The sequence below is a fragment of the Tenacibaculum sp. 190130A14a genome, from assembly GCF_964048965.1.
GTDB lineage: Bacteria > Bacteroidota > Bacteroidia > Flavobacteriales > Flavobacteriaceae > Polaribacter > Polaribacter polynesiense.
The window spans coordinates 2,888,976-2,914,781 of sequence record NZ_OZ040189.1; the positions used below are offsets into that span (position 1 = coordinate 2,888,976).

General features: G+C 30.2%; 22 protein-coding genes. 12 read left to right on the forward strand and 10 right to left on the reverse strand.

All coding sequences use genetic code 11. The features are described 5' to 3' along the window. The first annotated feature begins 98 nt into the window (after positions 1-98). The 12 genes from ABNT22_RS13405 to ABNT22_RS13460 all read left to right on the forward strand — a co-directional run bounded on the left by ABNT22_RS13405 (position 99) and on the right by ABNT22_RS13460 (position 13,656). Entirely contained in the window at positions 99-4,961 is a 4,863-nt protein-coding gene (locus ABNT22_RS13405; RefSeq protein ID WP_348718671.1) for a DNA repair ATPase, read from the forward strand. Between the two features lie 12 nt (positions 4,962-4,973). Next, on the forward strand, positions 4,974-5,528 hold the full coding sequence (locus tag ABNT22_RS13410) for a DUF4178 domain-containing protein (RefSeq protein WP_348718673.1): 555 nt from the start codon (positions 4,974-4,976) through the stop codon (positions 5,526-5,528). After that, positions 5,491-6,369: a hypothetical protein gene (locus ABNT22_RS13415; protein WP_348718674.1), complete on the forward strand. Its 879-nt coding sequence runs from the start codon at positions 5,491-5,493 to the stop codon at positions 6,367-6,369. Before ABNT22_RS13410 ends, ABNT22_RS13415 begins: the two co-directional genes overlap by 38 nt. A gap of 26 nt (positions 6,370-6,395) precedes the next feature. Further along, positions 6,396-7,274: a DUF350 domain-containing protein gene (locus tag ABNT22_RS13420; RefSeq protein ID WP_348718676.1), complete on the forward strand. Its 879-nt coding sequence runs from the start codon at positions 6,396-6,398 to the stop codon at positions 7,272-7,274. Continuing rightward, the gene (locus ABNT22_RS13425) at positions 7,262-8,824 is read left to right on the forward strand and encodes a polyamine aminopropyltransferase (protein ID WP_348718677.1); all 1,563 of its coding nucleotides are present in this window, start codon (positions 7,262-7,264) and stop codon (positions 8,822-8,824) included. The genes ABNT22_RS13420 and ABNT22_RS13425 overlap by 13 nt, the downstream gene beginning before the upstream one ends. A gap of 6 nt (positions 8,825-8,830) precedes the next feature. After that, positions 8,831-9,121: an S-adenosylmethionine decarboxylase family protein gene (locus tag ABNT22_RS13430; RefSeq protein ID WP_348718678.1), complete on the forward strand. Its 291-nt coding sequence runs from the start codon at positions 8,831-8,833 to the stop codon at positions 9,119-9,121. A gap of 2 nt (positions 9,122-9,123) precedes the next feature. Next, a complete protein-coding gene (locus tag ABNT22_RS13435) occupies positions 9,124-10,131 on the forward strand; it encodes a potassium channel family protein (protein ID WP_348718679.1) in 1,008 nt (335 codons plus the stop codon). A 6-nt stretch (positions 10,132-10,137) separates the two neighbouring features. Beyond that, positions 10,138-10,539 (forward strand): hypothetical protein, encoded by a 402-nt coding sequence (locus ABNT22_RS13440; protein ID WP_348718681.1) that lies wholly within the window; start codon positions 10,138-10,140, stop codon positions 10,537-10,539. Positions 10,540-10,549: 10 nt separating this feature from the next. After that, positions 10,550-11,614, forward strand: coding sequence for a hypothetical protein (locus ABNT22_RS13445; RefSeq protein ID WP_348718683.1), 1,065 nt, complete (start codon positions 10,550-10,552; stop codon positions 11,612-11,614). Between the two features lie 14 nt (positions 11,615-11,628). Beyond that, the gene (locus tag ABNT22_RS13450) at positions 11,629-12,138 is read left to right on the forward strand and encodes an endonuclease V (RefSeq protein ID WP_348718684.1); all 510 of its coding nucleotides are present in this window, start codon (positions 11,629-11,631) and stop codon (positions 12,136-12,138) included. A 3-nt stretch (positions 12,139-12,141) separates the two neighbouring features. Continuing rightward, a complete protein-coding gene (locus ABNT22_RS13455; RefSeq protein ID WP_348718685.1) occupies positions 12,142-13,101 on the forward strand; it encodes a peptidase in 960 nt (319 codons plus the stop codon). A gap of 210 nt (positions 13,102-13,311) precedes the next feature. Continuing rightward, positions 13,312-13,656 carry a hypothetical protein gene (locus ABNT22_RS13460; protein WP_348718687.1) on the forward strand — a complete coding sequence of 115 codons (345 nt, stop codon included), beginning with the start codon at positions 13,312-13,314 and terminating at the stop codon, positions 13,654-13,656. Positions 13,657-13,869: 213 nt separating this feature from the next. Here the strand turns inward: ABNT22_RS13460 and ABNT22_RS13465 are convergent, their stop codons facing one another. From ABNT22_RS13465 to ABNT22_RS13510, 10 genes are all read right to left on the reverse strand, one after another. Then, on the reverse strand, positions 13,870-14,292 hold the full coding sequence (locus ABNT22_RS13465) for a secondary thiamine-phosphate synthase enzyme YjbQ (RefSeq protein ID WP_348718689.1): 423 nt from the start codon (positions 14,290-14,292) through the stop codon (positions 13,870-13,872). Positions 14,293-14,353: 61 nt separating this feature from the next. Continuing rightward, positions 14,354-14,893 (reverse strand): hypothetical protein, encoded by a 540-nt coding sequence (locus ABNT22_RS13470; protein WP_348718690.1) that lies wholly within the window; start codon positions 14,891-14,893, stop codon positions 14,354-14,356. A gap of 73 nt (positions 14,894-14,966) precedes the next feature. After that, positions 14,967-16,187, reverse strand: a complete 1,221-nt coding sequence (locus ABNT22_RS13475; protein ID WP_348718691.1) for a hypothetical protein — start codon at positions 16,185-16,187, stop codon at positions 14,967-14,969. Between the two features lie 23 nt (positions 16,188-16,210). Beyond that, on the reverse strand, positions 16,211-17,563 hold the full coding sequence (locus ABNT22_RS13480; protein WP_348718692.1) for a hypothetical protein: 1,353 nt from the start codon (positions 17,561-17,563) through the stop codon (positions 16,211-16,213). A gap of 238 nt (positions 17,564-17,801) precedes the next feature. Beyond that, positions 17,802-18,116 carry a hypothetical protein gene (locus tag ABNT22_RS13485; RefSeq protein ID WP_348718694.1) on the reverse strand — a complete coding sequence of 105 codons (315 nt, stop codon included), beginning with the start codon at positions 18,114-18,116 and terminating at the stop codon, positions 17,802-17,804. Positions 18,117-18,212: 96 nt separating this feature from the next. Beyond that, entirely contained in the window at positions 18,213-18,956 is a 744-nt protein-coding gene (locus ABNT22_RS13490; protein ID WP_348718696.1) for a LytTR family DNA-binding domain-containing protein, read from the reverse strand. After that, complete coding sequence (locus tag ABNT22_RS13495) at positions 18,949-19,956, reverse strand: sensor histidine kinase (RefSeq protein ID WP_348727121.1); 1,008 nt, start codon at positions 19,954-19,956, stop codon at positions 18,949-18,951. The genes ABNT22_RS13490 and ABNT22_RS13495 overlap by 8 nt, the downstream gene beginning before the upstream one ends. Positions 19,957-20,199: 243 nt before the next feature. Further along, on the reverse strand, positions 20,200-21,420 hold the full coding sequence (locus tag ABNT22_RS13500) for a sensor histidine kinase (RefSeq protein ID WP_348718699.1): 1,221 nt from the start codon (positions 21,418-21,420) through the stop codon (positions 20,200-20,202). An 88-nt stretch (positions 21,421-21,508) separates the two neighbouring features. Then, positions 21,509-22,747 (reverse strand): sensor histidine kinase, encoded by a 1,239-nt coding sequence (locus ABNT22_RS13505; RefSeq protein WP_348718700.1) that lies wholly within the window; start codon positions 22,745-22,747, stop codon positions 21,509-21,511. A 131-nt stretch (positions 22,748-22,878) separates the two neighbouring features. After that, positions 22,879-25,785 carry a histidine kinase gene (locus ABNT22_RS13510; protein WP_348718702.1) on the reverse strand — a complete coding sequence of 969 codons (2,907 nt, stop codon included), beginning with the start codon at positions 25,783-25,785 and terminating at the stop codon, positions 22,879-22,881. Between the last annotated feature and the right edge of the window lie 21 nt (positions 25,786-25,806).

Consider the following 25,806-nt stretch of genomic DNA (forward strand, 5'->3'; position numbering starts at 1 on the left):
TCTTTTCACTGCGTTTCAATCGCAATGACGATTTCCTGTAAAAAAAACCTTTTTACAGAGTACACAATGATTCCACTAGAATTCACTAAAAAAAGTACATGGAAAACCAAAACAATGCGCAGCAATTAGACGGCGGTACTTATGAAATCATTCAAGGTAGATTGCAAAAACAAAAGCAAGACCTACAAGAACGATTGCATAAGCTAAATGAAGACAGAAAACATGTTTTTGGGGCTATAGAAACCAAATTAATTGCTAACGATAGAATCAACACCGAAAACAATTGTATTGCTAGAGATATTGTGTCTTTAGGAAACATTTCTATTTTCGGATATAACGTTCACTTTGGATTAAGAACCGACATTAAATTATCGGATGTGTTTAGTATCTATGAATTTAAAGAGCAACACTTTCAAATTCAGTCTTTAGATTTATTAAACGATCCTGTTTTTATAGACGATTTTACCAACCTTTATAAATATTATCGAAATACCATTTTCTCAAAGTTTGCCATTATTGGAAACTACTTGTACATGGTTTTTCAATTAAGCGAAAACAAAAGCGATATCAAAGCTTTTAAATGGTTAATTAATGAAGGTAATTTACAGTATATAGACAATCGTAGTGAACATGAATATAAGTTTCCTACCCAACATGAGTTTAAATGGCAAGAGGTAACTCGTGACATGCACCGATATGGTACCTACTCTCATGTTTCTATTTTAGACAAAGTTTTTGTAGAAACTATTGGTGGAGACTTAACCATTAAAATTGAAGATAACACAGATGAAGGAAGAGGAATTCTTGCCGAACCTGTTGAACATATAGATCAAACCTTAGATGATGGTCAATTTCGTTATGGTAATTTAGGAAACCTAATTACCCTAGAAGTAAAGCCATTTCAAGAACCTGCACGATACTTTGTATACAATCATAAACTTCAAGAAGTTCAAAAAATTGATAGTATTAAAGACACGGCGGTTCAGTTACCAGATGATCATGGTATTATATTCCCGAACGGGTACTACCTTCAAACTGGAGAATACAAACTTTTTGAAAACGATGCTAAAGAGGTAAAGTTTCAAGAAAAAATAATCTCTCCAAACGGAGAAGACTTCTTATACGTTTTCTATGCAACCATTCGTGGTTTGTATATTTTAATGTCGTATAATATTATTGAGCAAGAAGTTAAAACTCCTATTATTTGTAATGGTTTTACCGTATTACAAAATGGAGAACTTTGTTATTTTAAAACAGAAAACGAACAAACCAAACACCATGTTGTACAAATTTGGCAAACTCCGTATTTAAAGGGAGATTTTATGCCTTCTCAACATGAAGATAGTTTGTTATATAAAATAGGAAACAAAGACATTGTTCGTGCCATGGCAGAGTGTCACGAATTAATCAACCTATTAAACAAAGAAGATAATTATACAGGTTTATACAATGATATTGCCAAAATATCTAAAGATATAAACGACACTTATTATTGGTTACCAGAAAAAGAAACTTCTCAATTAAACCTACCAATTGCTCAAATTAATGAAGCTGCCAATGCTGCTATTGAAGAATTTGAGAAAGTTGTACAGTTAAAAAAACAAGCTGAAAAGGAAACCAAAAGTATCAATACGAAATCAGAAGAATTATTTGGTAAAATTAAAAGTACTTCTTTTAAATCTATTGATGATTTTGTTGTGCTTTTAAACCAGCTTCGCACCTTACGTGGAGAAGTAATTAGCTTACATGATATTCGCTATATAAATGCAGCTCTTTTAAAAGAATTAGAAGAACAAGTTGCTGAGCAAAACAACCTTATTTCTAAGCGTTGTGTACAGTTTCTTTTAAACGATAAAGCTTTAGAACCATATCATAATCGCGTTGCAGAAAAACAAGCCGCATTACCAAACATTAAAAAGGTAATCGACGCAAAATCTTTAGAAAAAGAAGTGAATCAAATTACATCGGATTTAGAGATGTTAATTGATATTGTTTCCAATTTAGAAATCGAAGATACTTCTCAATCTACTAAGATTATTGACAATATTTCTTTGATATTCGCTACACTAAACCAATTAAAATCTGGAATTAAAAACAGTATTAAAAGTTTAGGTAGTAAAGAAGCTAAAGCTGATTTTAATGCGCAATTAAAATTAATTGACCAGAGTATTATCAACTATATTGATATTGCCAATACTCCGGAAAAATGCGACGAGTTCTTAACCAAAACAGCCATTCAACTTGAAGAATTAGAAGGTAAGTTTGCCGACTTCGAAGAGTTTATTGTTCAAATTATTGAAAAAAGAGAAGAAGTTCATGCGGCTTTTGACAATAGAAAGAATAGCTTAATTGAAAAAAGAAATAAGAAAACCGTTGCTTTACAAACTGCTTCAGAAAGAATTTTAAAAGGTGTTCGTAAAAAAGCATTGAGCTTTAATTCTAATCAAGATATCAACGGGTACTTTGCTGCTGACTTAATGATTAACAAAGTAAGAGACATCATTAGTCAGTTAAAAGAACTAGACGATATTGGTAAAGCAGAAGCCATTGAAACGCAATTAAAGGTTGCCAAAGAAGATGCTCTTAGAAAATTAAAAGACAAACAAGAGTTATATGAAGATGGTGAAAATGTAATCAAATTAGGACAACATAAGTTTGGTGTTAACAGACAAATATTAGACTTAACGATTGTTTATAAAAATGAGCAATTATACTATCACCTTACAGGAACTGATTTCTATGAAGAAGTTTCTAATGAAGTCTTACTAAATTCAAAAAAATACTGGAACCAAGAGCTCGTTTCTGAAAACGATAAGGTATATAGATCTGCCTACTTAGCTTTTAAAATATTTAAAAAGTTCAAAGAAGAAGAACTCATCAACCTAACAGAAGAAGATTTATTGACTTTAATTCAAAAAGAAAGCAGTAATTCATATGCTGAAGGATATGTAAAAGGAGTTCACGATGTAGATGCAGCTAAAATATTACACTTATTGGTACACAAACACCATGAATTAGGTTTACTAACCTTTACTCCTGACACAAGAGCATTTGCACAATATTTCTGGAACTCTTTAACAGAAGAGCAAAAGAGTGTCTATAATAATTCTATCAAAGCTTCTGGTGAAGTTTTAGCAGTGTTTCCAAACAGTACTGCTTATGATTTTATTATTGATGATTTGACGACCGCTTTGAATACATTTTCTGAAGAAACACAACTTTTTTCTACAGAACAATCGCAAACAATTGCTAAGTATTTATTCAACGAATTAAGAAGTGACAATACCTTCCATACTAGTAGTGAAGCATTGACTTTAAAGGAAACATTTATAAAAACTTTAGACAAGCAAGATGCACTTCATAAGTTCAAATTAGGAATTCAAAAATTAGAAGCCTATACAGACAAAATTCAGTTAGCTAAACAATGGATAAGTTCTTATATCATTGAAAAAGCTCCTAGCGATGTTGAATACATTCATGAAGTGGTTGTATTATTATTATTTGAAGATTTATCGGCTTTAAATCCGATTAATGTACATCCTAAACAAATCTTAAACGATTTAAAAGGAAACCATACAACCATTAATGAAAGTTCAATTGAGTTCGATTATCATCAATTCATTAAAGATTTAACACACTTTAATCAAAACGAAGTACCAAACTTTATTCAATATAGAGAAGCAAAACAGCAAGTTACAGAAGAACTAAAAGAAGATTTAAAACTCGAAGAATTCAAACCTAGAGTACTTTCTTCTTTTGTAAGAAATAAGTTAATTGACCAAGTATATTTCCCTTTAATTGGAGATAACCTAGCAAAACAATTGGGAACGGTTGGAAATAATAAACGTACCGATAGAATGGGAATGTTATTATTAATTTCTCCTCCAGGATATGGTAAAACTACCTTGATGGAATATATCTCGAATCGATTGGGATTGGTATTTATGAAAATCAACGGTCCGGCTATTGGTCATGAGGTAACTTCTGTAGACCCAATGTCTGCAAACAATTCAGCTTCTCGGGAAGAATTAAAAAAGTTAAACTTAGCTTTTGAAATGGGAGACAATGTAATGTTATATCTTGATGATATTCAACATTGTAATCCAGAGTTTTTACAAAAATTCATTTCTCTTTCCGATGGAACAAGAAAGATTGAAGGTATTTACAACGGAAAATCTAAAACCTATGATTTACGTGGTAAAAAATTCTGTGTAATCATGGCAGGAAACCCGTACACCGAAAGTGGAGATAGATTCCAAATACCAGACATGCTTGCCAATAGGGCCGACATTTACAATTTAGGAGATATTATTGGAGATACAGAACACCTATTCAAACTAAGTTTGATAGAGAACTCTTTAACTTCAAATCCAGTGTTACATCAATTAAGTAGTAAATACTTTGAAGATGTATATGCCTTGATTGATAAAGTTGAAAACAATACGCAAGAGGTTAACCTAAAAGGAAATCACACCAAACAAGAAGTGCAAGATTACACAGCAGTTCTTGAAAAAGTAATCACGGTTAGAGATACTATTTTAAAAGTAAACCAAACCTATATTCAATCAGCCGCAATGGAAGATAATTATAGAACGGAACCTTCTTTTAAACTACAAGGTTCGTATCGTGATATGAATAAATTAGTGGCTAAAATTGTTCCGATTATGAATCATGATGAGTTAGAACGTTTGTTATTATCTCATTATGAAAGTGAATCACAAACCTTAACCTCAGCAGCTGAGGCGAACCTTTTGAAATATAAAGAATTGATTAGTTCTTTATCGGAAGAAGAGCAAACTCGATGGGATGACATTAAGAAGATTTTTGTGAAAAACAATAAACTAAATGGTTTAGGAAACAAAAATGAAATGGCACAAATTCTAAGTCAGATGATGGCTTTTACAGAGAATTTAGAGGGAATAAAATCTGTTTTACAAAAAGGATTAGATAACAAAAATTAACAACCTACTACTATGGGATTTTTTGATTTATTCAAAAGCAATAAAAACGAAGAGGAAAAACATTACGATCCGATTGACATCAAAGTAACCGATTTAGAAAATGGTTATTTATTGGATTATGATTTAGAAACATGGACGGTTACCAAAATGTCTGAATATGACTGGGGAGACAATCATTTTTCTAGAGAATTTGTGATTGAATCTAAAGGGAAGAAGCGTTTTCTTCATATTGAAGAAGATGATGAACTGATCATTTCTCTTTCGGAAGAACTAAAATATCGAAAACTTGGGCCAACGGTTACCGATTATATTGATACTAATGGTAAACCTCCAAAGCAAATCGTTCATCAAGACATTACTTACTATTTAGATGAAGAAGCTCCGGGATACTACCGAAATGTAGAAAATGAAGATTGGGAAGAACTGATTTCTTTTTACTATTTAGATGAAGACGAAGAAAAATGTTTAACAATAGAACAATGGGGAGAAGAAGACTTTGAAGCAAGTATCGGAAACATACTGAAGTCTTATGAAATCTCAAATATTTTACCATCATACAACGAATAAAACTACCATGCGATATATCAACTATCTTTTGCTACTTACCATTTGCTTACTTATAAGTTCATGTGGCGCAGAAAGAAAACCAAAATTTGTAAAATCACCAATTGACAATATCATTACCAAATATATTGACAAAAGTGATTATAGTGTCATACTAGCCGATATGGACTATAAAGAAGACACCGATAAGTACTTTCATAAATATCGTATTCTTATTGAAGAAAAACAACCAAGCTTATCTATTGAGCAATTAAAAGATAGCTTAGCTGAACCTACAGATATTAAAGTTATTGATACTGATTGGAAGGAAGTATCTCCAATCACTTTTGAAGAATATCAAAACGACTTAGGAATGACCATTTTGAGTAAGAAAAATGGTAAACTAGACAAAAACTCCTCTCCTGCAGGTGTAGACAACTATGTTGGAAATCCGAAATATGGAGAATGGAGAACGCATAGTGATGGAAGCTCTTTTTGGGCTTTTTACGGACGTTATCGTTTGTTTTCTGATTTATTCTTTGGTCCAAGATATGGCTACGGATACGGGTACCCTAGAAACGATTGGAACGACTATAATAGAAACTACAGAAACAAAAAGTCTTATTACGGAACTTCGAGTAAATATGGTACTACCTCTTCCACAAATTCAAAAACCAGCTGGGCTAGTAAACCTAAAACTTTTAAAGACAGAGTTAATTCAAAAGTAACTCGAAGCGCTTCTGATTTACGTTCAAGAGGATATACTTCTAGCAAAAGTTATAGTAAAAACAGTAAGACTAGCCGCAGTGGTTCTCGCTATAGTAGATCTTCCTCTCGTTCAAGAAGTGGCGGATTTGGTAAATAACAACTAACTAAAAAGAATTATCATAGATGGACAATCTAACCGAATATATAGATTTTAACAGCCTAACCCACTCTTTGGGTTATATCGTTACAGCTTTCCTTGTTTTTTATATTGGAAAGTTACTTTACAAACTTGTAAACCCAAAGATTAATATTACCAATGAACTTATCGAAAAGGACAATTTTGCCTTTATTCTTGCCTATGTTGGTTATTTTACTGGACTTGTTATCATTTTAGGTGGTGCTATTATTGGAGAAAGTGCGGGTTTTACAACTGATATTATGCATATTGCTATTTATAGCATTATAGGTATGCTTTTACTGCATATATCACTATTTGTAAGTAACAAATTAATTTTACCAAAATTCGATATTAAAAAAGAAATCATTACCGATAAAAATGAAGGTACTGGAATCATTGAAGCTTGTATTTACATAGCCAATGCGCTACTACTTCATGGTGCACTTATTGGTGAATCTGAAAGTTTACAAGAAGGACTTTTCACCTTTGTAAGCTACTGGGCAATTGGTAATATTATGCTCGTTGTAGCTGCTAAGATTTTTACAATTTGGATTCGTTTTGATGTACACGATCATATTGAAAAAGATAATGTAGCAGTAGGAATTAGTTTCGGTGGTGCCATATTGGCTATTGGTATTGTTATTATGAATGCCTTATTAGATCCGTTTATTGACTGGACTACAACTATCGTAGATGTAAGTTTACAAACAGTTTTAGGTATTGTATTATTACCTATCATGCGCTTTATTACTGACAAAGTTCTATTGCCAGGACGAAGATTAACAGATGAAATTATCAATCAAGAAAAACCAAATATTGGAGCAGGATTAATTGAAGCTTTTGCTTATATAGGTTCTGCGATATTAATTACATGGAGTATTTAAAAAACAATTCATTTATATTAAAATCGGCAATTTTTGCAACTGGTTTTGCAGGAATTGTTGCTGAATATGTTCTTTCTACGCTCGCTACTTATTTTATAGGAAACTCTGTTTTTCAATGGACTATGATTGTTTCCTTAATGTTGTTTTGCATGGGATTAGGTAGTAGATTGAGTAAATACTTCAATAAGAACCTAATCAGAAATTTTTTATTGTTAGAGTTAGCGCTATCGTTAATCGTAGCCTTTTCTTCTGTATTGGTTTATACCTTAGCAGCTGTCTCTTCATACTATGAGGTAGTCATTTACTTTTTAAGTATGTTGGTAGGACTACTTATTGGTTTAGAAATTCCTTTAGTAGTAAGAATCAATAAAGAATATGAAGATTTAAAAACCAACATCTCCTCTATTCTAGAAAAAGACTATTACGGAAGTTTACTTGGAGGGGTTTTCTTTGCTTTTATTGGACTACCTATACTTGGGCTTACTTACACTCCTTTTATTCTAGGTTTGATTAACTTTTTTGTAGCTTGTATTGTCTTTTATCGATTTAAAGGAAAAATGCTTCAAAGCCAATTAAAACCAATGTTTGGAATGATCAGTGTGGTTTTGATAGTATTAGCTTTAGGAATTAATTTTACAGACGCTATTATTACTTGGGGAGAACAAAAAAAATACCAAGACAAGATCGTTTTTGCAACACAAAGTAAGTATCAGAAAATAGTTTTAACAGAATGGAAAGATGAACATTGGTTGTACCTCAATGGAAATTTACAATTTTGTTCAATTGACGAGGAGATGTATCACGAACCTTTGGTACACCCAATTATGCAATTACATCCTAATCCTCAAAAAGTTTTAATTCTTGGAGGTGGTGATGGATGTGCTGTTAGAGAACTTCTTAAATATCCTTCTGTTGACAATATTGATATGGTTGATCTAGATCCGAACATGACTGATTTAGGGAAAAACAACCCTATTCTAATCGATATTAATGAAGGTTCTATGAGCAGTAACAAACTCAACATTTATAACAAAGATGCTTATGTTCATTTAGAACAAGACAATACATCTTTTTATGATGTTATCATTATTGACCTACCAGATCCAAGAAGTGTAGAACTTGGAAGACTATATTCTCATGAGTTTTATAGTTTATGTAAACGTAAATTACGTCCTAATGGATTAATCATTACACAATCTGGAAGTCCATATTTTGCAACCAAAGCATTTCATTGCATTGATGCTACTTTGCAATCAGCAGGTTTTACTACAGTACCTATGCACAACCAGGTTATTTCCATGGGAGAATGGGGATGGATTATTGGAACTAAAAACAATCAAATTACCCGAGAAGAATTTAAACAAAAATTGCAAGGACTGAAGTTTTCTTCTATTCCTACAAAGTGGATTAATAACGAAGCCATGATGTTAATCACCTCTTTTGGGAAGAAAGATTTTTTCAATATTGATGCTAACGAAATAGAAATTAACAAAATTCAAAACCCAGTATTATATCAGTACTATTTAAAGGGTAATTGGGATTTATATTAACAAGAAATGAATACCACATATAAACATATAAAAGCACAAATTTTTAATCTACAAGAATGGATTTCTGAAACCAATCCTGATGTTTTAAAAAATAGATTTGAAGCTTTATTGAAACAAAGTAAGTTTACCATACTTGCCTTTAACGAGCATTACTTTGAGCAACAGGGATATACTTGTTTTTGGTTATTAGGTGAAAGTCATTTAGCTATTCACACCTTTCCTGAAAGCAATAAAACCTATGTAGAGTTAAGTAGCTGTAATCAAGAAAAGTTGGATTTGTTCAAAAGTTTGATGTAAACATGAGTACCAAACAAAAACTAATCGTTTTTGGAGTAATTACTCTTATATACAACTTGCTTGTTTATGGATTATATTACTTCGAATCTAACTTTGAAAACACAAATATTCATAATATTTCCGATGCTTATTGGTATTCGCTAGTAACGCTAACCACGGTAGGATACGGAGATTTTTATCCTATTACTTTTTGGGGAAGACTTATTGGAATCCTATTTGTTTTAGGAAGCCTTGGAATATTAGGATATATCGTAACAGAATTAAGCTTAAAAATATCAGAATACTTAAAAAAAAGAGAAATGGGATACTTTGGAACCGACATGAATAACCACTGTATAATAATAGGTTGGAATGCCTTTTCTAAACAAGTTGCCGAACAAATTATCAAAGCCAATGAAGATTTGGCTATCGTGGTTAATCAAGAATCAGATTTAAAAACTATAAGACAGATATATTCTGATAAAAAATGTTTTGTTTTATTGGCTGATTTAAATGACTATAACGCTTTAGAAAAAATAAATATCACCTCATCAAGACGTGTTTATATAAGCTTTGAAAATGACACAGATTCATTGGTTTATACCATAAGTTTAAAAAAACAGTTTGAAAGTGTTAACTGTGTTGTTGCTATAGAAAATATTGAACTAAAATCATCTTTCAATTATTTAGGTGTTCAATTTATCATTCCTAAGAAAGAAATCGTTTCTAAGTTTATTGCTAGTTATATTTTTGAACCAAATGTAGCTCTATTAACAGAAGATTTAATTTCTACTTCTAACGACAAAACTAACCTTGACATTTGTGAAACCAAGCTAACTAACAATCACAATTATATCAATACCAGTTTTCTTAAAACTTATATAGACCTAAAAGAAAAATCAGGAATCACACTAGTTGCATTAAGTAGAGAAAATCAATTGATAAAGAATCCAGAAAACAATCTGATTCTTAAAGAAAACGACGTACTACTTTATATTGCTAACGGAGAAAACAAACAATTTTTGAATTAACCTCTCATGCAACATCAATTAAATGATATACTCAGTAATACTCCATTGCTAAGAAAAAAAATTGACAAAATAAGTACGCAACATCAAGTTGATACTGATGAATTACTTTTTGAAATGATTAAATTTTTAAATCTAATTCATATAACGAATGAGAAATTAAGCCCGTCTCTAATTGTTGATCTTGCTTGGCATGAATTTATATTATTTACTAGGTATTATCATGAATTTTGTCAGTCTTACTACCAAAGATTTATTCATCACACTCCAAGCGAGAATAGTAATCCTAAGATCTTTCAAAAGACCATTGAACTATATATTAAACATTACAATAAACCTCCAGAAGCTATCTGGGGAACCTATGCTATAAAAGAGTGGGAAGATAGCAATTGTGGAGCTTGCCACAACTAAAAATTAACTTATGTATTTAGAAGGAACTATTACTATTGATCCATCTCAACTAACCGAGATAAAAAAAGTAAAGCCAACAAAGGCTTTTAAAAAGATTTTTCACTATTTAACTATTGGTGCTATTTCAGATAAAGAAGAAAGAGAAACCTTTACTGCAGTAGCTATCCTACAACAACTCAATGCTACTTTTAGAAGTTTAAATATTACCAATATTATCAAAATATCTCATGATGATATTACTTTTTATCATGACAAAGACGGTAAAGAAAATGACCTAAAGCACGCCCTAGACAAGTATGAAATTGAAGTGAACGAAGCCATGTCTATTCATTTCAAACAATTAAAGCTTGTTTTAGAACATGAAGATGATAATTTCAAATACCTTATAGAAGTTGAAGTCAACAGAGACCATAAAGTTGGTGTATACCCAATAGTTATTAAAGTTTCAGGGTTATTTAAAGAATTTAGCTCTGGGGATATATCTAATAAGATTACTGAAACAACCAGTTCTCAACAAAAATTTGATTCGTTTAGAGAGAAAAAAACAGAACGTTTTGATTATTTCTCAAACCAAATAAAATTGGCTTTGAAAAAACAAATTGAAACCGACGATATTCAAACCTATACCAAAACCAAACATATTTTACCTAAGCGTAAGATTAAAGATAGAAAAGACTTTCAACCAAATACCAACGGAGGAGGAATTTATGAAAGACACCATGGATTTGATGATTTTATTTTCTACAGCTTTATATGGTCAGATATAATGCATCATAATAACAATATCATTATAAAAGACGCTTATTTTGAAAATGATGAAGGCGAAGAAGTTGGATACTCAAATGAAATAGACACTTCAAATGATGTTTTTGACAGTGATTCTAATGAAAGTCTTCTAAACTCAAATACATTTGAAGAAGATCCATTAAAAATCAATGAACCTGAATCTGAGGAATCAACTAGTTGGTTTGACTTTGATTCCTTTGGAGGTGATTCCTTCTCAGATTCCTCTTCTTGTTCTAACTGTTCAAGTTGTTCAAGTTGCTCAAGCTGTTCTTCTTGTGGAGGAGATTAATTAATTTAGTTATTATGATATTAGCATTTGACACGTACTATTTTGAAGACAAAGCAAAAACCATTGGTTTGGAATTTAATCAATGGACAGACGAACAAGAATCGAATACATTCGAAGAAACTATAGAAGGTATTAGTGAATATGTTTCAGGAGCGTTTTACAAAAGAGAACTCCCTTGTATTCTAAGTCTTCTAAAAAAGATAAACTTAGATCACTGCGAAGCCATTGTTATTGATGGCTTTGTAGTGCTTAACGATGAAGATAAAAACGGCTTAGGAGGCTACTTATATGAAGAATTGGATAAAAACATTCCGGTTATAGGAGTAGCCAAAAATAATTTCAATCAAATTACGCAACATAAAAGAGCTGTTTATAGAGGAGAAAGCAGAAAACCACTTTATATTACTGCTAAAGGTATTGATTTAGATGAGGCTGTTCAAAAAATTGAACAGATGCACGGTGAATACCGCATTCCGCATCTATTAAAAAAAGTTGATTCCATAGGAAGAGAAAATAACGATTAATATATGTTTAACGCAACAACTAAAAATACCTTAGAAGAAGACATTTCCATTTTAGTAAAAGTCAATAATCATCCTTGGAATTACTTATGTGAATGTGGTGAAGCCAGTAAATTAAGCATTAAAGAAATCCAGAACTGCAATGCTATTTTCATAAGCCATGCCCACATAGATCATTTTATCAATTTTGATACTATTATAAGACATCAAATAGGAATTGAAAGAAAAGTTACTATTTGCGGCCCCCAACATATAGCTACGCAAGTTCAGCATAAATTAAAAGCCTATACTTGGAATCTTATACACAAAAAAGCGCTCTCATATGAAGTAAAAGAAATGATTTCAGACAATGAAATTGTTACCTATGAATTATTTCCCCCTCTATGGGACTTTAAAGAAGTTTCAAGAACAAATTCTAATATTCTTTTTGCTGATAAAAAATTTGAAGTTCGCGGAACTTTACTCGATCATAAAACCCCTACTTTGGCGTACAAGTTTATAGAATTCGACACTGTAAGCTTCAATATTTCAAAGACGAATTTTCAAGGAGGTAAATGGGTTAAAGAGCTCAAAGAAGCTTTTGACAAGAAACTAGATCATCAAATCATTCAAATTGAAGACGCCGAATACAAGGCTCAAGACCTTTTTCATCTTCTTGAACCAAAGAAAGGGAATACCTTAGGAATTATTATGGATCATGCACCTTCTGAGATAAATCATAAAAAGATAAAAACACATTTCCTTAATTGCGATACTGTTTTTATAGAATCGTTTTATAAAAATGAAGATCAACAATTCGCTGAACTGAATTATCATAGCTATGCTAAAATGTCTGGTCAAATTATGAAGGCTTCTGTAGTAAAAGAAGCTATTCCAGTTCATTTTTCTAGAAAATATAACTCAGAAGAAATTGAAGAATTACGACAAGAATTTCAAGAAGCTTTTACGAATTTCCAAAAACAGTAATCACAATTTTTCTCCTCCCTCCATAATTACGATGTTCTCCTTAACAAACTACTTCTCAAGTATTTATTTTTCAATATCTTAACACTATTTAATTTTGAGGGGTTTGAGCTATTCACTTAACGTTAGTAGGATATAAAATTCAATTTTAAGTTTTTTTACTCGATATCAAATACTCCTTCTACTCTTGTATATTTGCAGGAAAATTAAATTATGAAAAAACTTGATGATGGAACAATTGTCCTTTTTTCAGTATTGGGAATTATAATTGTTGTGCTCTATTTTATAGTTAAAGGTAGAAATGATTTATTGAAACGTGATTTCACAATTACTCAAGCTAAAATTGTAAAAGTAAAACTGAACGCTAATATGGGAACTATTAGTGATCAAAATCTAGCTACATTTACTTATGTCTACGAAAATAAACTCTATAAAAAAATAATAGATATCTATAATAGAAAAATTACTAAAGGGGAGTGTTATGAATTAAAAATAGCTAATAAAAATCCTAATATATTTAAAATTAATTTTAACAAAAAAATGAAGTGTAATGAATAGAGGATATATATTATTATTTTTTAATAGCATTTCATTTTCACAAGAAAAAAAAGTTTTAAAGGAATTATCATTTATGATAATATTTATAAAAAAGAAAATCTTTTCATTAAGTTAATAATAGTTTAGTTGAAGATTATATACATAGTAAAATCTCCTTTTTTGCAAGTTGTGCGAATTTATAAGTTAAACTTAAGGTCAAAAACTAAATTAAATCTATATTCCAAAAACAGTAATTACAATTTTTCTTCTCCCTCCATAATTACGATGTTCTCCTAAATAGATTCCTTGCCAAGTACCTAGGTTTAACCTTCCGTTCGTGATAGGAATTTGCACTTGACATCCTAACATAGAACTTTTAATATGCGCTGGCATATCATCTGACCCTTCATAATCGTGTTTGTAATACGGCATATCTTCTGGAATCATTTTATTGATATGGGTTTCAAAGTCCATACGTACTGTGGGGTCTGCATTTTCATTTATGGTTAAGCTTGCAGAGGTATGTTTTATAAATGCTTGGAATTGTCCTATTTTAATTTCTTTTAATTGTGGTAAAACAGCTACTAAAACATCTGTAATTAAATGATATCCTCTTCTATATTCTGGTAATTGAATTTCTTTTTGATAAAACTTCATACCTCAAAAATAACAAAAGCCAATGACCTAACATCATTGACCTTTTAAACAAACAACTTGATTAAAACCTATAAAATTCGGTTTTAAACTTAAAATCTCTTGGACTCTCTTTGCTTTTAGGGCGTATTATGAACGCTCCTCCCCAAACATTTTCGTTCCCTAAAACTTTCTTTACAATCACTCTCATGTCTTTGTATGCTATTTTTTCTATAGCCTTATTTATAGGAGCCCAAGCTGCATCACTACACGATGGAGGTGCTTTTATAGCTCCTGAAACATAGCTGGCTTGATAATAATGCATTAAAGTAGGCTTATGATAACCTTCAAAATGAAATGTAAACAATCCTTTTAGTTTAATATTTTCAACTTCCACACCTGCGGATTTCGCCATGTTTTTTACAAATTCCTTCATCCCAAAATTTCCAGCAAACCGTCTTCCTTGAATTTCCCAATCGTTCTTCCATTTTACCAGTAATATTTCATTTGCTTCATTTGTTATCATCAACTTTACAAATGAATAATTTGGTTCTATAGATTTCTCTTGAGCATTTAATTTAATCCCTATTAAAAAAAATACTAATACAATAAACTTCTTATACATACTTTTATAATTTAAAAAAAACCGAATAGGTCAACATCTATTCGGTTATCAACTAAATACTCACAAACGCTATTTATTCATCTAAATAGTCTTCTAAAACTGTAATCCACCCCTTAACTGGATCCAATAATAACTTCTCGGAATTTGCGGTATATTCTAATTGTATTGTTCCTTGTGCAACTGGATCTATGTTTTGTCCATCTTTAAATGCCCAAACAGTCACTTTTAAATCATAAACTTTTCCTTCTTGTAAATTATCTTGTGTCTTTCTTAATAATTCTAAGAAAGCATAATCTGCCACATTATTAGATGTATTTACAGTAACTTTAGGATAAAAGAAATAGAAATCATTTGTATAATCATCTAATTGAGGAATGTTTTTAGAGAATTTTGTACTTGTCTTTCTCAACGCTTCTCTATCTGTTTTTTGACCAGCCATTTCATAAGTAATGTTAAACCAAGCTCCAGGATGTGATACTGCTAATGGTTGTTCAAAATATGGTTTAAAAGCAACAGTCTCTCCTAATTCTCTTTTAGTAATAAAATTGGCTACTTTTTCTACTGGTTGATTCGATCTTGAATTTCTTAAGTAGTTTGTTCCCTTTGCAAACGCAACCTTACCATGGTAGTTCTTATAAGCATCAAAACGCATTAATTTCTTTTTCGTTTTTGCCATTTTAAGTGAACTTAATTCACTTATCATCATATCTACTTTAGCTTGTGCTGTTTCGATATCCCAAGTATCAAAGTCAGATTTGTTTTTTGCCATTACCTCTATTACAGTCCTTTTTGAGTCTAATGGTACAGATTCTTCGTACTTGTTTAAACTTCTATCTGTTTGTTGCGTTTGGGCTAAAACTCCTGGAGCTACTTCAAAAACTTCTATATATGATTTTGCTGATGTTGAGTACCAAACGAAAAACATTTTAACTTGTTTTTTTCTGTAGTAACTCTCCTTAAAATTCATTTTTAATTGAGGCTTCTCTTGTTTCTTTTCCCAATAATGTAACTGATTTACAACTTTCCCCTCATCTTCTTTCACAAACTTAAATCCAAATGCTTTTTTATCTTTTAATCCAAAGTATTCCCCACTTAAACCTAATTCATCATTTTCACCATTTAAGTAAGCGAATGTTCCTCCTGAGGCTCCTCCAGATTTTTTTGAACTTCTAGATGAACTCTTCTTTGAAGTAACCTTCTTTAATAATTTTTTAAATTGTGCATTAGATTCTGTGCTTGTTCCTAAAAACATAGCCACACTTAACATACATGTTATTAATACCTGTCTTTTCATTTTATTTTATTTATAATAGTTAATTAGAAATTCAATTGTACTGGTTTTGTTTGCCTAGTGATTCTTCCAGGATCTCCTGAAACCCCACTTCTTCCTCTACTTGCATGGGAATATTTTGGTGCACCTCCTTTTCCTCCGGCTCCTCCGTCATTATTCAGTTCTATATTCAACTGTTTTACCGATGGATCTTTTATCAAAAGAATATTTCCTCCTGCTCCACCATTTCCACCATTTCCACCATTAGGAGAACTTTTACTTCCTTCAAACCCATTCATACCGCCACCTCCTTGATTATTAACAATCAATTTAGTTCCTGTAGTCAACTTATAGCTAGCAACATGCTTTTGTTTTGTGGTATTATAGATATCGATCTTGTTTAACTTAACTCCCGTTTGTTTATGCGTAACGGTTTTTACTTTTATGGTAAGGTTATCTCCTCTACCTGCATGCTGTCCATTTTTACCCTGAAAAACAGTTACATGTTTATGTCGATTATATCCCCAAAAACCACTTTGATTTACCTGAATAGAAATATCATTAGTGGTGTTAATATGTTTAACTGCTTTTAAATTTGGATGATATTTCGAAATAAGTTGAATTGTAATTCTATCATCCTTCAGAGTTTTTGCATTCTCATCGACTCTTACTTCATCAATTGTATTACTACATCCCTTATTTTTTAGTGTAAAATCACTCCAAGGTAATTTTCCTCCAAGGTTTTCTGTAGATACTTTAGAACCATCTTTTAAAGTTGCTACCACTCCGTATTTAATTGCTTCTGAAAAATGTGCTACTTTTTTAGGTTGATTTACTAATTGAATTTCAATTTTTTGTACCTCTTTGTTTTGAAGAGAGTTTTTCTTCCTTTCAGCCTCTGCTATTGCTTTCTTTTGCTCTTTAACATTTGCTCTTGCAGAAGTTTGATTCTTAAAAACTGCTTTTGCATACTCTTCTACAAGTTTGTTTAACTCTTCATATTTTTTTGATAGACTTCCATTCTTAGAGAACACATACTTTGTAGTTGCCTGTTCTTTTCCATTCCAACTATAATACACCCCTAAACCATCGATAAATGTTAATCGATATGATGAAAACGAAAAATACGCTGGATAACCTGGAACATCAGGAATAAAGTTTTCATCTAAAATCCCAGCTCTCTTTACCAAAACTTTTTGTACCTCTGTTCCCTGTTTAGAAATTTCAATTGGCCATTGTTTTTTAACCTTGACCATTTTATATTTTTTGTAGGACACCTTTTCTACTTTGAACACAGTATACTTTCCTGATTGAAAGTTCGCCAGAATTTCATTCTGATTACTTTGCCCGAATGCTAAAATCGATATAAACGATAAAATAAAAACGAATAGTTTCTTCATTGTGAACCCCTTTTTAAATTCTTTCACAAATAAAACTCAGTCTTAAAGAAAATAGACCAAATTACTTCCCAATGAATCATTTTCTCTTCCAAACAGCAACTACTATCAAAAAACTAAACACTAAACACAACCAATTGATTAACAGTTACATAAATACAAACACCTTAATCTTTTACGAATAAAAAAAGCCAAAACTATATTAGTTTTGGCTTTAGCGACATCTTTAAAAACGTTACGTCTAGAACTTTGAAAGTTTTAATGTTTTTCCACAATGTTTACTTTCAATTTTAAAAATAATCTTTCCTTTTCTCCCATTACTTGCCCAGCGTACTTCTTTTCCTACCTTACAAGATATACTAGTTTTTGATCCTTTATTCAAAGTAACAAAACCAGAACCTGTATAAATAGATACTTTTTGTTTAGTATCATTAATCAAAGAAATACTGCTTCCTATAATTTCTATTCTTGAATCTTTATTTTTAGTATCTGTTTCTTCTACTTTATGAAAAGAGCAAAATACCAAAAAGCTGAAAACTGCAACAATTATTCTCATACTTATTCGCTTTTTATATTACCATTCAAAAAAAGAGTAACTTTATTAAAACTAAGACATTTTATTTCCAAATGAAGTAGATTTTCTTCCGAATACTTATGCATAAAAGAGTTCTTCAAAGCTTTCTTTATAACTTTTACTAACTGGAACTTTATAATTAGTATCTAGCGTTACTTCTTTTTCCTTCTTTGAATAGACTTCAATTTTATGCACGTTAACAATCCATGATCTATGAACTCTAAAAAAATCTTTGTCTTTACACAATAGATTTTCATAATGACTTAATTTTTTAGCTATAATATATTTCTTCCCATCGTTGGTATATAGATTAGAATACATTCTATCTGCTTCTATACATAAAACATCATTTATATCTAAAATAGCATAATCGCTTTTGTATGGAATTGCAATTTTTTTAATTTCCTTTTTATTAGCCTTAAGTACCTCTATTTTTGTTTGATTATAATCAACAGTTTCAATTGCTTTTTTTACTTTTTTCACAGCTTCTTGCAGGCGCTCTATATCTACTGGTTTTAATAAATAGTCAAGTGCTGCTACTTCAAATGCCCGAATAGCATACTTATCATAAGCGGTTACAAATATTACTTGAAAATCTATAGAAGGAAACTCTTCTAACAATTGAAATCCGTTTTTCTGCGGCATCTCAATATCTAAAAACACAAGTTGGGGTTTGTGTTTCTTTATTTCTTTCACTGCTTCATCAACATTTGAAGTTTCCGATACTACGGTTACTTCTTTACAGAACTCATTTAGCAAAAAACGTAAATTCTCTCTAGCATTAGCTTCATCATCAACAACTATGGCTTTTATCTTATTCATCTGAATTTGTATATGGTATTTTAATAATTACTTTAGTTCCTTCTTTTACTTGTTGGTAATAAAACCCTATATCTGTTTTATAATAATCTTTCAATAAAGAAAGTCGGTCTTGTATTGCCTTCGTTGAAAAGGAATTATTTTGATTCTGATTCCGTCTATTAATTTCTTTTGATGCTGCTATACCTACTCCATTATCTTCAATAATACATGTAAAAACATCTTCCACCTTAAAAGTGATTTTTACTTTTTTTACTCCATTTAATTTGTGCAATAATCCATGTTTTATGGAATTCTCTACAAATGGTTGAATTATCATAGAAGGCACTTTTATATCATAAACTTGTTCAATACCTTTTATCACATACTCAAAGTCTTCCCTAAACCTCAACTTCTCTAATTCCAAATATTTCTGTAACAAAGACAGTTCTTCTTCAAAAGAAACAAAACTTTTCTCGCTCATATTTAAGTTTTCTCGTATCAAAGAAGAAAACTTTGTTAGGTAATTATATGCTTCTTGCTTATCTCCTTTCAAAACTAAATTTTGAATAGAATTCATCGCGTTGAACATAAAATGAGGATTCATTTGTGCTTTTAACGACTTTAATTGTAAATGAGCCAATTCACTTTGTTTTCTAGCTTCTAATGCCACATAAGCCATTTCTAATTCATCTTTCTTTTCAGACAAAAGAGCTTCTTTCTTAAAATTTAATACTCTAAAATAGTTTAGAATTACAAAGTTTCCTATGAATACCATTAATGCGAGTACGATAGTATTTACAGAATGAAAAGGATATTCTCCTGTAATAAGCCAACGTGGTAAAAAGTAAAATATCCAACATATAATTAAGATAGTAATGCTAATCCATTTTCTATTAATAAACAACAAACTCACTAATGGATACATAAAGTATAGGTTTTCCATTAAAGTTAATGGCTCTGCATAATTGGAAAAAATAAAAGTTACAATGATTAAAGCAAGAATAAAAATGATTCTTGCCATTATATACATTCTACTCCTTTGTAATACATACACTAAAAATAATGTTCCAAAAGAGGAAAGATGAATTTTTAAACTTTGATAAAAATCTCTTGCGAAAAAATAATCCAAAAAAACAAAGCATATGATTGCTATACCCCATGTTAAACAGAAAATATTTAATAATTGTATTTTTTTCTGTTCACTTTCAACAGTATCATCATAAATACCAATACGGGTTATATTTTTATACCTCCCTTTCATGACTTACGCAGTTTTGTACGGAATTTTTATAACCACTTTTGTTCCTTCTTCTACTTTTTCATAATGAAAACCTATATCAGTTTTATAATAATCTTTTAATAAAGAAAGCCTATCTTTTATGGCTTTTGTTGAAAAGGAATTGTTATGATTTTGGTTTCTTTTATTAATTGCTTTGGAAGCCTCTAATCCCACTCCATTATCTTCTATTGTACATTTAAAAACCTTGTCAATCATAAAAGCAATCTTAACTTTTTTCACTCCATTAAGTTTATGAAGTAATCCATGTTTAATTGAATTTTCTACGAAAGGTTGTATAATCATAGAAGGCACCTTTATATCATCTATACGCTCTACCCCTTCTATTTCATATTCAAAATCTTCTCTAAATCTCAATTTTTCTAACTCTAAATACTTTTGCAACAATGACAATTCTTCTTCAAAAGAGACAAAACTTTTCTCGCTCATATTTAAGTTTTCTCGTATCAGGGAAGAGAATTTTGTTAAATAATTATAGGCTTCTTCCTTATCTCCCTTTAAAACTAGGTTTTGAATAGAGTTCATAGCATTGAACATAAAATGAGGATTCATTTGAGCCTTTAAAGATTTTAGCTGTAAATGCGCTAACTCATTCTTCTTTTGCTCCTCTAACACTTCATATGCGCTGGCAAGCTTCTCTTCATTCTTTTTATTTAAGGTTTGTGAATAGTTAAGTATTACAAACCCACCAATAAACACAGCTAAAATAATTACAGGGTTTTTAAACAATAAATCATAATGATTAAAAACAATATTGGGAATATAAAACAGCACAAAACAAAGCACTAAAAAAAATAAATTCGTTCTGAAATCCTTTATTATTAAGAGTGACATTAAAGGAATTAAAAAATAAATAATTTCTAAATTTTTACCTTTCTCTACATAGTTTGTAAATAAAGAAACCAAAAAGGTAAGTATTATTAAGAAACAAAAGCTCGCTAGTTTAAAATTACCTCGTTTCTGCGCCCAAAAAACTAAAAACAAACACAAAAATCCAATAAAATGAATTAACAAACTGCCTTGTATGTTATTAGAAAAAAACAAATCAGCAATTCCAAAAGGAATAATTAACAAGCCCCAAGTAATACAAAAGCTATTGAGCAATCGTATTTGTTTATGTTCATGAACATTTTCTTCATAAACTCCTAAATTTAAAATTTGATTATATAGTTTGGCTAAGCTTTTCATTTCCCGTTTTTATAAAAATGAAAGTTGAAATAATTCTCTCTAATTAAACAAATAAGTTTCCGAATGATTTAAAAACTCTTCCGAATAACTAAGAAAGCTTTGAATATGGGATCCTAATAATTACTTTAGTTCCTTCATGAACATCCTCATACTTTACTCCTATATCTGTTTGATAATATTCTTTTAACAACAATAATCTTTTTTCTACTAAGTCTGTTGCCTTTGAAACAGTTTCTTCTTGGTTTAACTTGGTGATTTCTTTTGAAGCATCTATTCCTATTCCATTATCCAAAACAATGCACTGAAACAAATCCCCTTGTTTAAACTTTACAGTTACCTTTTTAATTCCATTTGTCTTATGTAATAAACCGCATCGAACAGCATTTTCAATAAATGGCTGAATAATAGCAGATGGAATTTTAATCTTCTCTATTAATTCCTCACCGATAAACTCATAAACAAAATCGTTTCCAAATCGAAGCTTTTCTAACTCTAAATATTTCTTCAACATAGATAACTCTGCATCAAACGCTACATAGCTTTCTTCACTAGCCTTAATACTCTCTCTAACAAAAAGAGAAAACTTTGTTAAATATGTATAAGCCTCTGTTTTCTTATCAGTCAAAATTAAATTTTGTATTGCATTGATACTATTAAACAAGAAATGAGGATTCATTTGTGTTTTCAATGCTTTAAGTTGTAATGCGGCTACTTCACTTTTCTTTCTTTCTTCCAACTCTAAATAAGCCTGCTCTAAACTCTTTTTACTTTTTAAAAGCTCTTTTTCATGCTTTTTATTTAAGTTTTCTGCATAACTAAGTATTACATACGTAGCTACAAAAACAGAAAATATTAATACTGGTAAAATGGTCGTTTCTGGATAATGCTTAAAGTAAAAATTAGGAACAAAATAGAGTAAAAAGCACAGTAATAGAATTCCTAAGTTTATCCATTTTTTCTCTATTAGAATTATAGCTATCAACGGATAAATAAAATAGAAATTTTCAATTAAACTAAAAGGCGTAACATAATTAGCAAACACATATGTAACTCCAATAATAGCAGTTATAAAGAGTACTCTAGACAAGGTGTAAAACCTTGTTTTCTGTAAATAAAAAATAATAAAAATGAGTACATATGAAACTCCATGAATTTTTAAACTATCTATCAATTCTCTTTGAAAAAGAATATCAAAAAAGGTAATTACAAGAATCATAATTGCCCATGTAAAACAAAAGATGTTTAAAAGTTTAATCTTTTTATTCTCTTTTACATTGTTATACTTACAAACACCTGTATTAAGAATTTTATTAATGATTTGTTTCATGGATTAATGGATTGTAAAAACAGGAAAACAACTGTTTGTTTTCACAGAAATACACTTGTAATATATTGTATTTTTTTAGCTAAGGAAAGATTTTTTTCCTAATCCTATAATTTTACTTCCTAATTTTCTTTTTACTGATTATAAGGAAGTTTAATAATTACTTTAGTTCCTTCATTTACCTCTACATACTCTACTCCAATATCTGTTTTGTAATACTTTTGTAGCATCGACAACCTTTCTTTAATTGCTTTTGTTGAAAATGACTCTCTCGATATATTACTTTTTTCTTTTATTTTTTTCGATGCTTCAACACCAACTCCATTGTCGTACACAACACATATTAATGTTTTCTTTTCCTTATAAAACTCTAACACCACTTTTTTATCGTTTCCTTTTTTATGTAATAAACCATGTTTAATCGCATTTTCTACATATGGCTGAATTATCATAGTAGGAATTTGTATTGTTCCTATCTCTTTCTTTCCTAATATTTCATATGAAAATTCATTTCTAAATCTCAATTTTTCTAATTCAAGATACTTTTCCAACAATCTAATTTCATCTTCAAACGATACAAAGCTTTTTCTACTCATATTCAAGTTTTCTCGAATAAGAAGAGAAAACTTTGTTAAGTAATCATATGCTTCTAACTTATCTCCTTTCAACACTAAATTCTGGATAGAATTTAAAGCATTAAACGTAAAATGTGGATTCATTTGCGCTTGCAAACTTTCTAATCTTGAAGATACGAGTTGTTTTTGCATACGTTCCTTTTCCAATACTTCTTCTTGTTTTCTCTCTAAATCTTTTAATCGAACATTGAATCTATACCAGATTAAAAAAAACAAAACTGTTATAAGGCTTAGCAGAAACCACCATTTTTTATAAAAAGGCAATTGAACCTCTAACTGAACGCTAATTGTACTACCTTCTTTATTTCCAGCATAGCCTAAAGCCTTTAATTCAAATCTATATTTCCCTGCCGACAAGTCATTAAAAGTGATTTGATCCACACCCTTATCTAATATATCCCATTTTGATTTCTTACCTTCTTTGACTAATCGATATGCACACTGAACATTTTCTTCCGATAAAAAACCATTCACATGAAGTTTAAACTGTATTTTATTTTCATTGTATTTTAACTTATAGAAATCTTTTATCGCTACGTTTTTGTCATCAACTAAAATATTTGAAAAATAATAATCCCTTACCTGAACATCTTTGAAACCTTTATCTTTATTTACTTCAAACACCCCTTTATTTGAACTAAAAAAAACAGATGTATCAAATACAGCTATGTCGGAAATATTATAAGAATTAATTCCATCTCTTTTTGTTAGATTTTCCAGCTTGCCATTTTTTGTATTCAAAACTTGAATTCCTTTACTAGTAGCAATCCATAGATGATGTCCATCTGCTTTAATTACACTCGTTAAATTAGAGAGTAACCCATTTTTTTCTGTATAGTTTACATGTACCTTTTCATTTTTAATCCCAATTATACCATCTTTAAAAGTAGATGTCCAAATAGTTCCATCATTAGTTTCTTCAATGTCAAGTGCAAATATTGGTTTGTTATTGTGTAGAATAGGAGTGCCCTCAAATGCATTATTGTATACCTGAACTCCATCTACATATCCAACATATATCTTGTCGTTTGTTCGACTGTAATGAGTTGAATACGATCTCTTTCCACGAATTCTTGTCTTTTCTTCTCCCTCGTCAATTGTATTAATCGATGCATATGCAAAAGCCGCAAAAACTATTTTCTTTTCATTGTATAAAGAAAAATCCTTTGCATTTCCAAAACGAGAAAGTCTCTTATATTCTAAGGTATTTAAATCTAAAAGGATAGAATTCGAAGAAAAACTAACCAGAGCAGTATTCTTATCAATACCAATTATTGAAAATACTTTTTCACGAGACCCAACATCTATGTCAACTTTCTCTTTTGAGCGCGTGTTTAAAAGTGTTAAGTAACCATTGGTAGAGCCAAACAAAACACTATGATCTCCTACCTTACTCATTGCACTGATATTTTGAGTAATGTCAGTACTTTCATATTTATTTAAGTAAATATTCGGTATTATAAAAATTCCATCTCTTAAAGTAGAAAGCCAATAATTGTTATTGGAATCTTTAATAACTTTGGTTATTTGCTTATTCTTAAAATAACTCTTAACATGACGTATTTTTCCATCTGAATACTTACAAACATATACCCCTTTATCCGTACAAAACCATAAAAAATCTTCTCTTATAAAAATCCGGATAGTGAAGTACTTTTGTAAATCTATTGGAAGCTCAACCTTTATTAATTGGTTATTTCTTTCTAAAACTAATTTTCCCTTCTCGTTTTTATTTATATAACCATTAAAGTCATAACTATAGTGGAATTGCGTTTCATCAAACCTAAAACTTCTCCAAGAAATCCCAGAGTATTTAATGGATTTTTTAAAGTTATTTCTTTCCTTAAAATCTCTACCATTAAAAGAATAATTAAGCCCTTTTTGACTTAGATAGAAGAGTGAATCATTTCGTTTATAAACTGAAGCTATAAAATTGTTTTTATTAACAAATTGATACTCTTTGGTTGTCAAATCAACACTTAATATATACCAAAAATTAAATACAATTAAACGATTCTTGAATAACTTATAGTCTGCCAATTGTCCATTAGCTTCTTTTTCTAAATCAATAAAAAGTTGAAGTTCATCATTTTCAACATAAAAAAATTGTCCTGTAATATTATTACACCAAACCCTTCCTTGTTTATCTAGTTTTAAACCAAATACAGACAATGCTCTTTTTTCAGGATGGGTATAATTTTTGAATTCTTTTCCATCGTACCTAAAAAGACCTTTGTCAGCAGCAAGCCAAATATACCCTTTATCATCTTCCAAAACATCGTAAAATTCAATATCTGGCAACCCATCTTTCTCTGTCAAATGTTCAAAAACAGGATGCTGAGCAAATACTATACTAGAAGAAAACAATAGAATATAAAATAAGTATAACGTAACTTTATTCATCATACTCAAAACTACATTTTTAAC

Excerpts from the sequence above, each read along its gene's own strand:
- ABNT22_RS13455 (WP_348718685.1), top strand. The coding sequence starts at position 12,142 with ATGTTTAACGCAACAACTAAAAATACCTTAGAAGAAGACATTTCCATT.
- ABNT22_RS13470 (WP_348718690.1), bottom strand. The coding sequence starts at position 14,893 with ATGTATAAGAAGTTTATTGTATTAGTATTTTTTTTAATAGGGATTAAA.
- ABNT22_RS13510 (WP_348718702.1), bottom strand. The coding sequence starts at position 25,785 with ATGATGAATAAAGTTACGTTATACTTATTTTATATTCTATTGTTTTCT.
- ABNT22_RS13440 (WP_348718681.1), top strand. The coding sequence starts at position 10,138 with ATGCAACATCAATTAAATGATATACTCAGTAATACTCCATTGCTAAGA.
- ABNT22_RS13405 (WP_348718671.1), top strand. The coding sequence starts at position 99 with ATGGAAAACCAAAACAATGCGCAGCAATTAGACGGCGGTACTTATGAA.
- ABNT22_RS13435 (WP_348718679.1), top strand. The coding sequence starts at position 9,124 with ATGAGTACCAAACAAAAACTAATCGTTTTTGGAGTAATTACTCTTATA.
- ABNT22_RS13500 (WP_348718699.1), bottom strand. The coding sequence starts at position 21,420 with ATGAAAAGCTTAGCCAAACTATATAATCAAATTTTAAATTTAGGAGTT.
- ABNT22_RS13415 (WP_348718674.1), top strand. The coding sequence starts at position 5,491 with ATGAAATCTCAAATATTTTACCATCATACAACGAATAAAACTACCATG.
- ABNT22_RS13465 (WP_348718689.1), bottom strand. The coding sequence starts at position 14,292 with ATGAAGTTTTATCAAAAAGAAATTCAATTACCAGAATATAGAAGAGGA.
- ABNT22_RS13445 (WP_348718683.1), top strand. The coding sequence starts at position 10,550 with ATGTATTTAGAAGGAACTATTACTATTGATCCATCTCAACTAACCGAG.
- ABNT22_RS13490 (WP_348718696.1), bottom strand. The coding sequence starts at position 18,956 with ATGAATAAGATAAAAGCCATAGTTGTTGATGATGAAGCTAATGCTAGA.
- ABNT22_RS13505 (WP_348718700.1), bottom strand. The coding sequence starts at position 22,747 with ATGAAACAAATCATTAATAAAATTCTTAATACAGGTGTTTGTAAGTAT.
- ABNT22_RS13410 (WP_348718673.1), top strand. The coding sequence starts at position 4,974 with ATGGGATTTTTTGATTTATTCAAAAGCAATAAAAACGAAGAGGAAAAA.
- ABNT22_RS13480 (WP_348718692.1), bottom strand. The coding sequence starts at position 17,563 with ATGAAGAAACTATTCGTTTTTATTTTATCGTTTATATCGATTTTAGCA.
- ABNT22_RS13420 (WP_348718676.1), top strand. The coding sequence starts at position 6,396 with ATGGACAATCTAACCGAATATATAGATTTTAACAGCCTAACCCACTCT.
- ABNT22_RS13425 (WP_348718677.1), top strand. The coding sequence starts at position 7,262 with ATGGAGTATTTAAAAAACAATTCATTTATATTAAAATCGGCAATTTTT.
- ABNT22_RS13450 (WP_348718684.1), top strand. The coding sequence starts at position 11,629 with ATGATATTAGCATTTGACACGTACTATTTTGAAGACAAAGCAAAAACC.
- ABNT22_RS13460 (WP_348718687.1), top strand. The coding sequence starts at position 13,312 with ATGAAAAAACTTGATGATGGAACAATTGTCCTTTTTTCAGTATTGGGA.
- ABNT22_RS13485 (WP_348718694.1), bottom strand. The coding sequence starts at position 18,116 with ATGAGAATAATTGTTGCAGTTTTCAGCTTTTTGGTATTTTGCTCTTTT.
- ABNT22_RS13495 (WP_348727121.1), bottom strand. The coding sequence starts at position 19,956 with ATGGCAAGAATCATTTTTATTCTTGCTTTAATCATTGTAACTTTTATT.
- ABNT22_RS13475 (WP_348718691.1), bottom strand. The coding sequence starts at position 16,187 with ATGAAAAGACAGGTATTAATAACATGTATGTTAAGTGTGGCTATGTTT.
- ABNT22_RS13430 (WP_348718678.1), top strand. The coding sequence starts at position 8,831 with ATGAATACCACATATAAACATATAAAAGCACAAATTTTTAATCTACAA.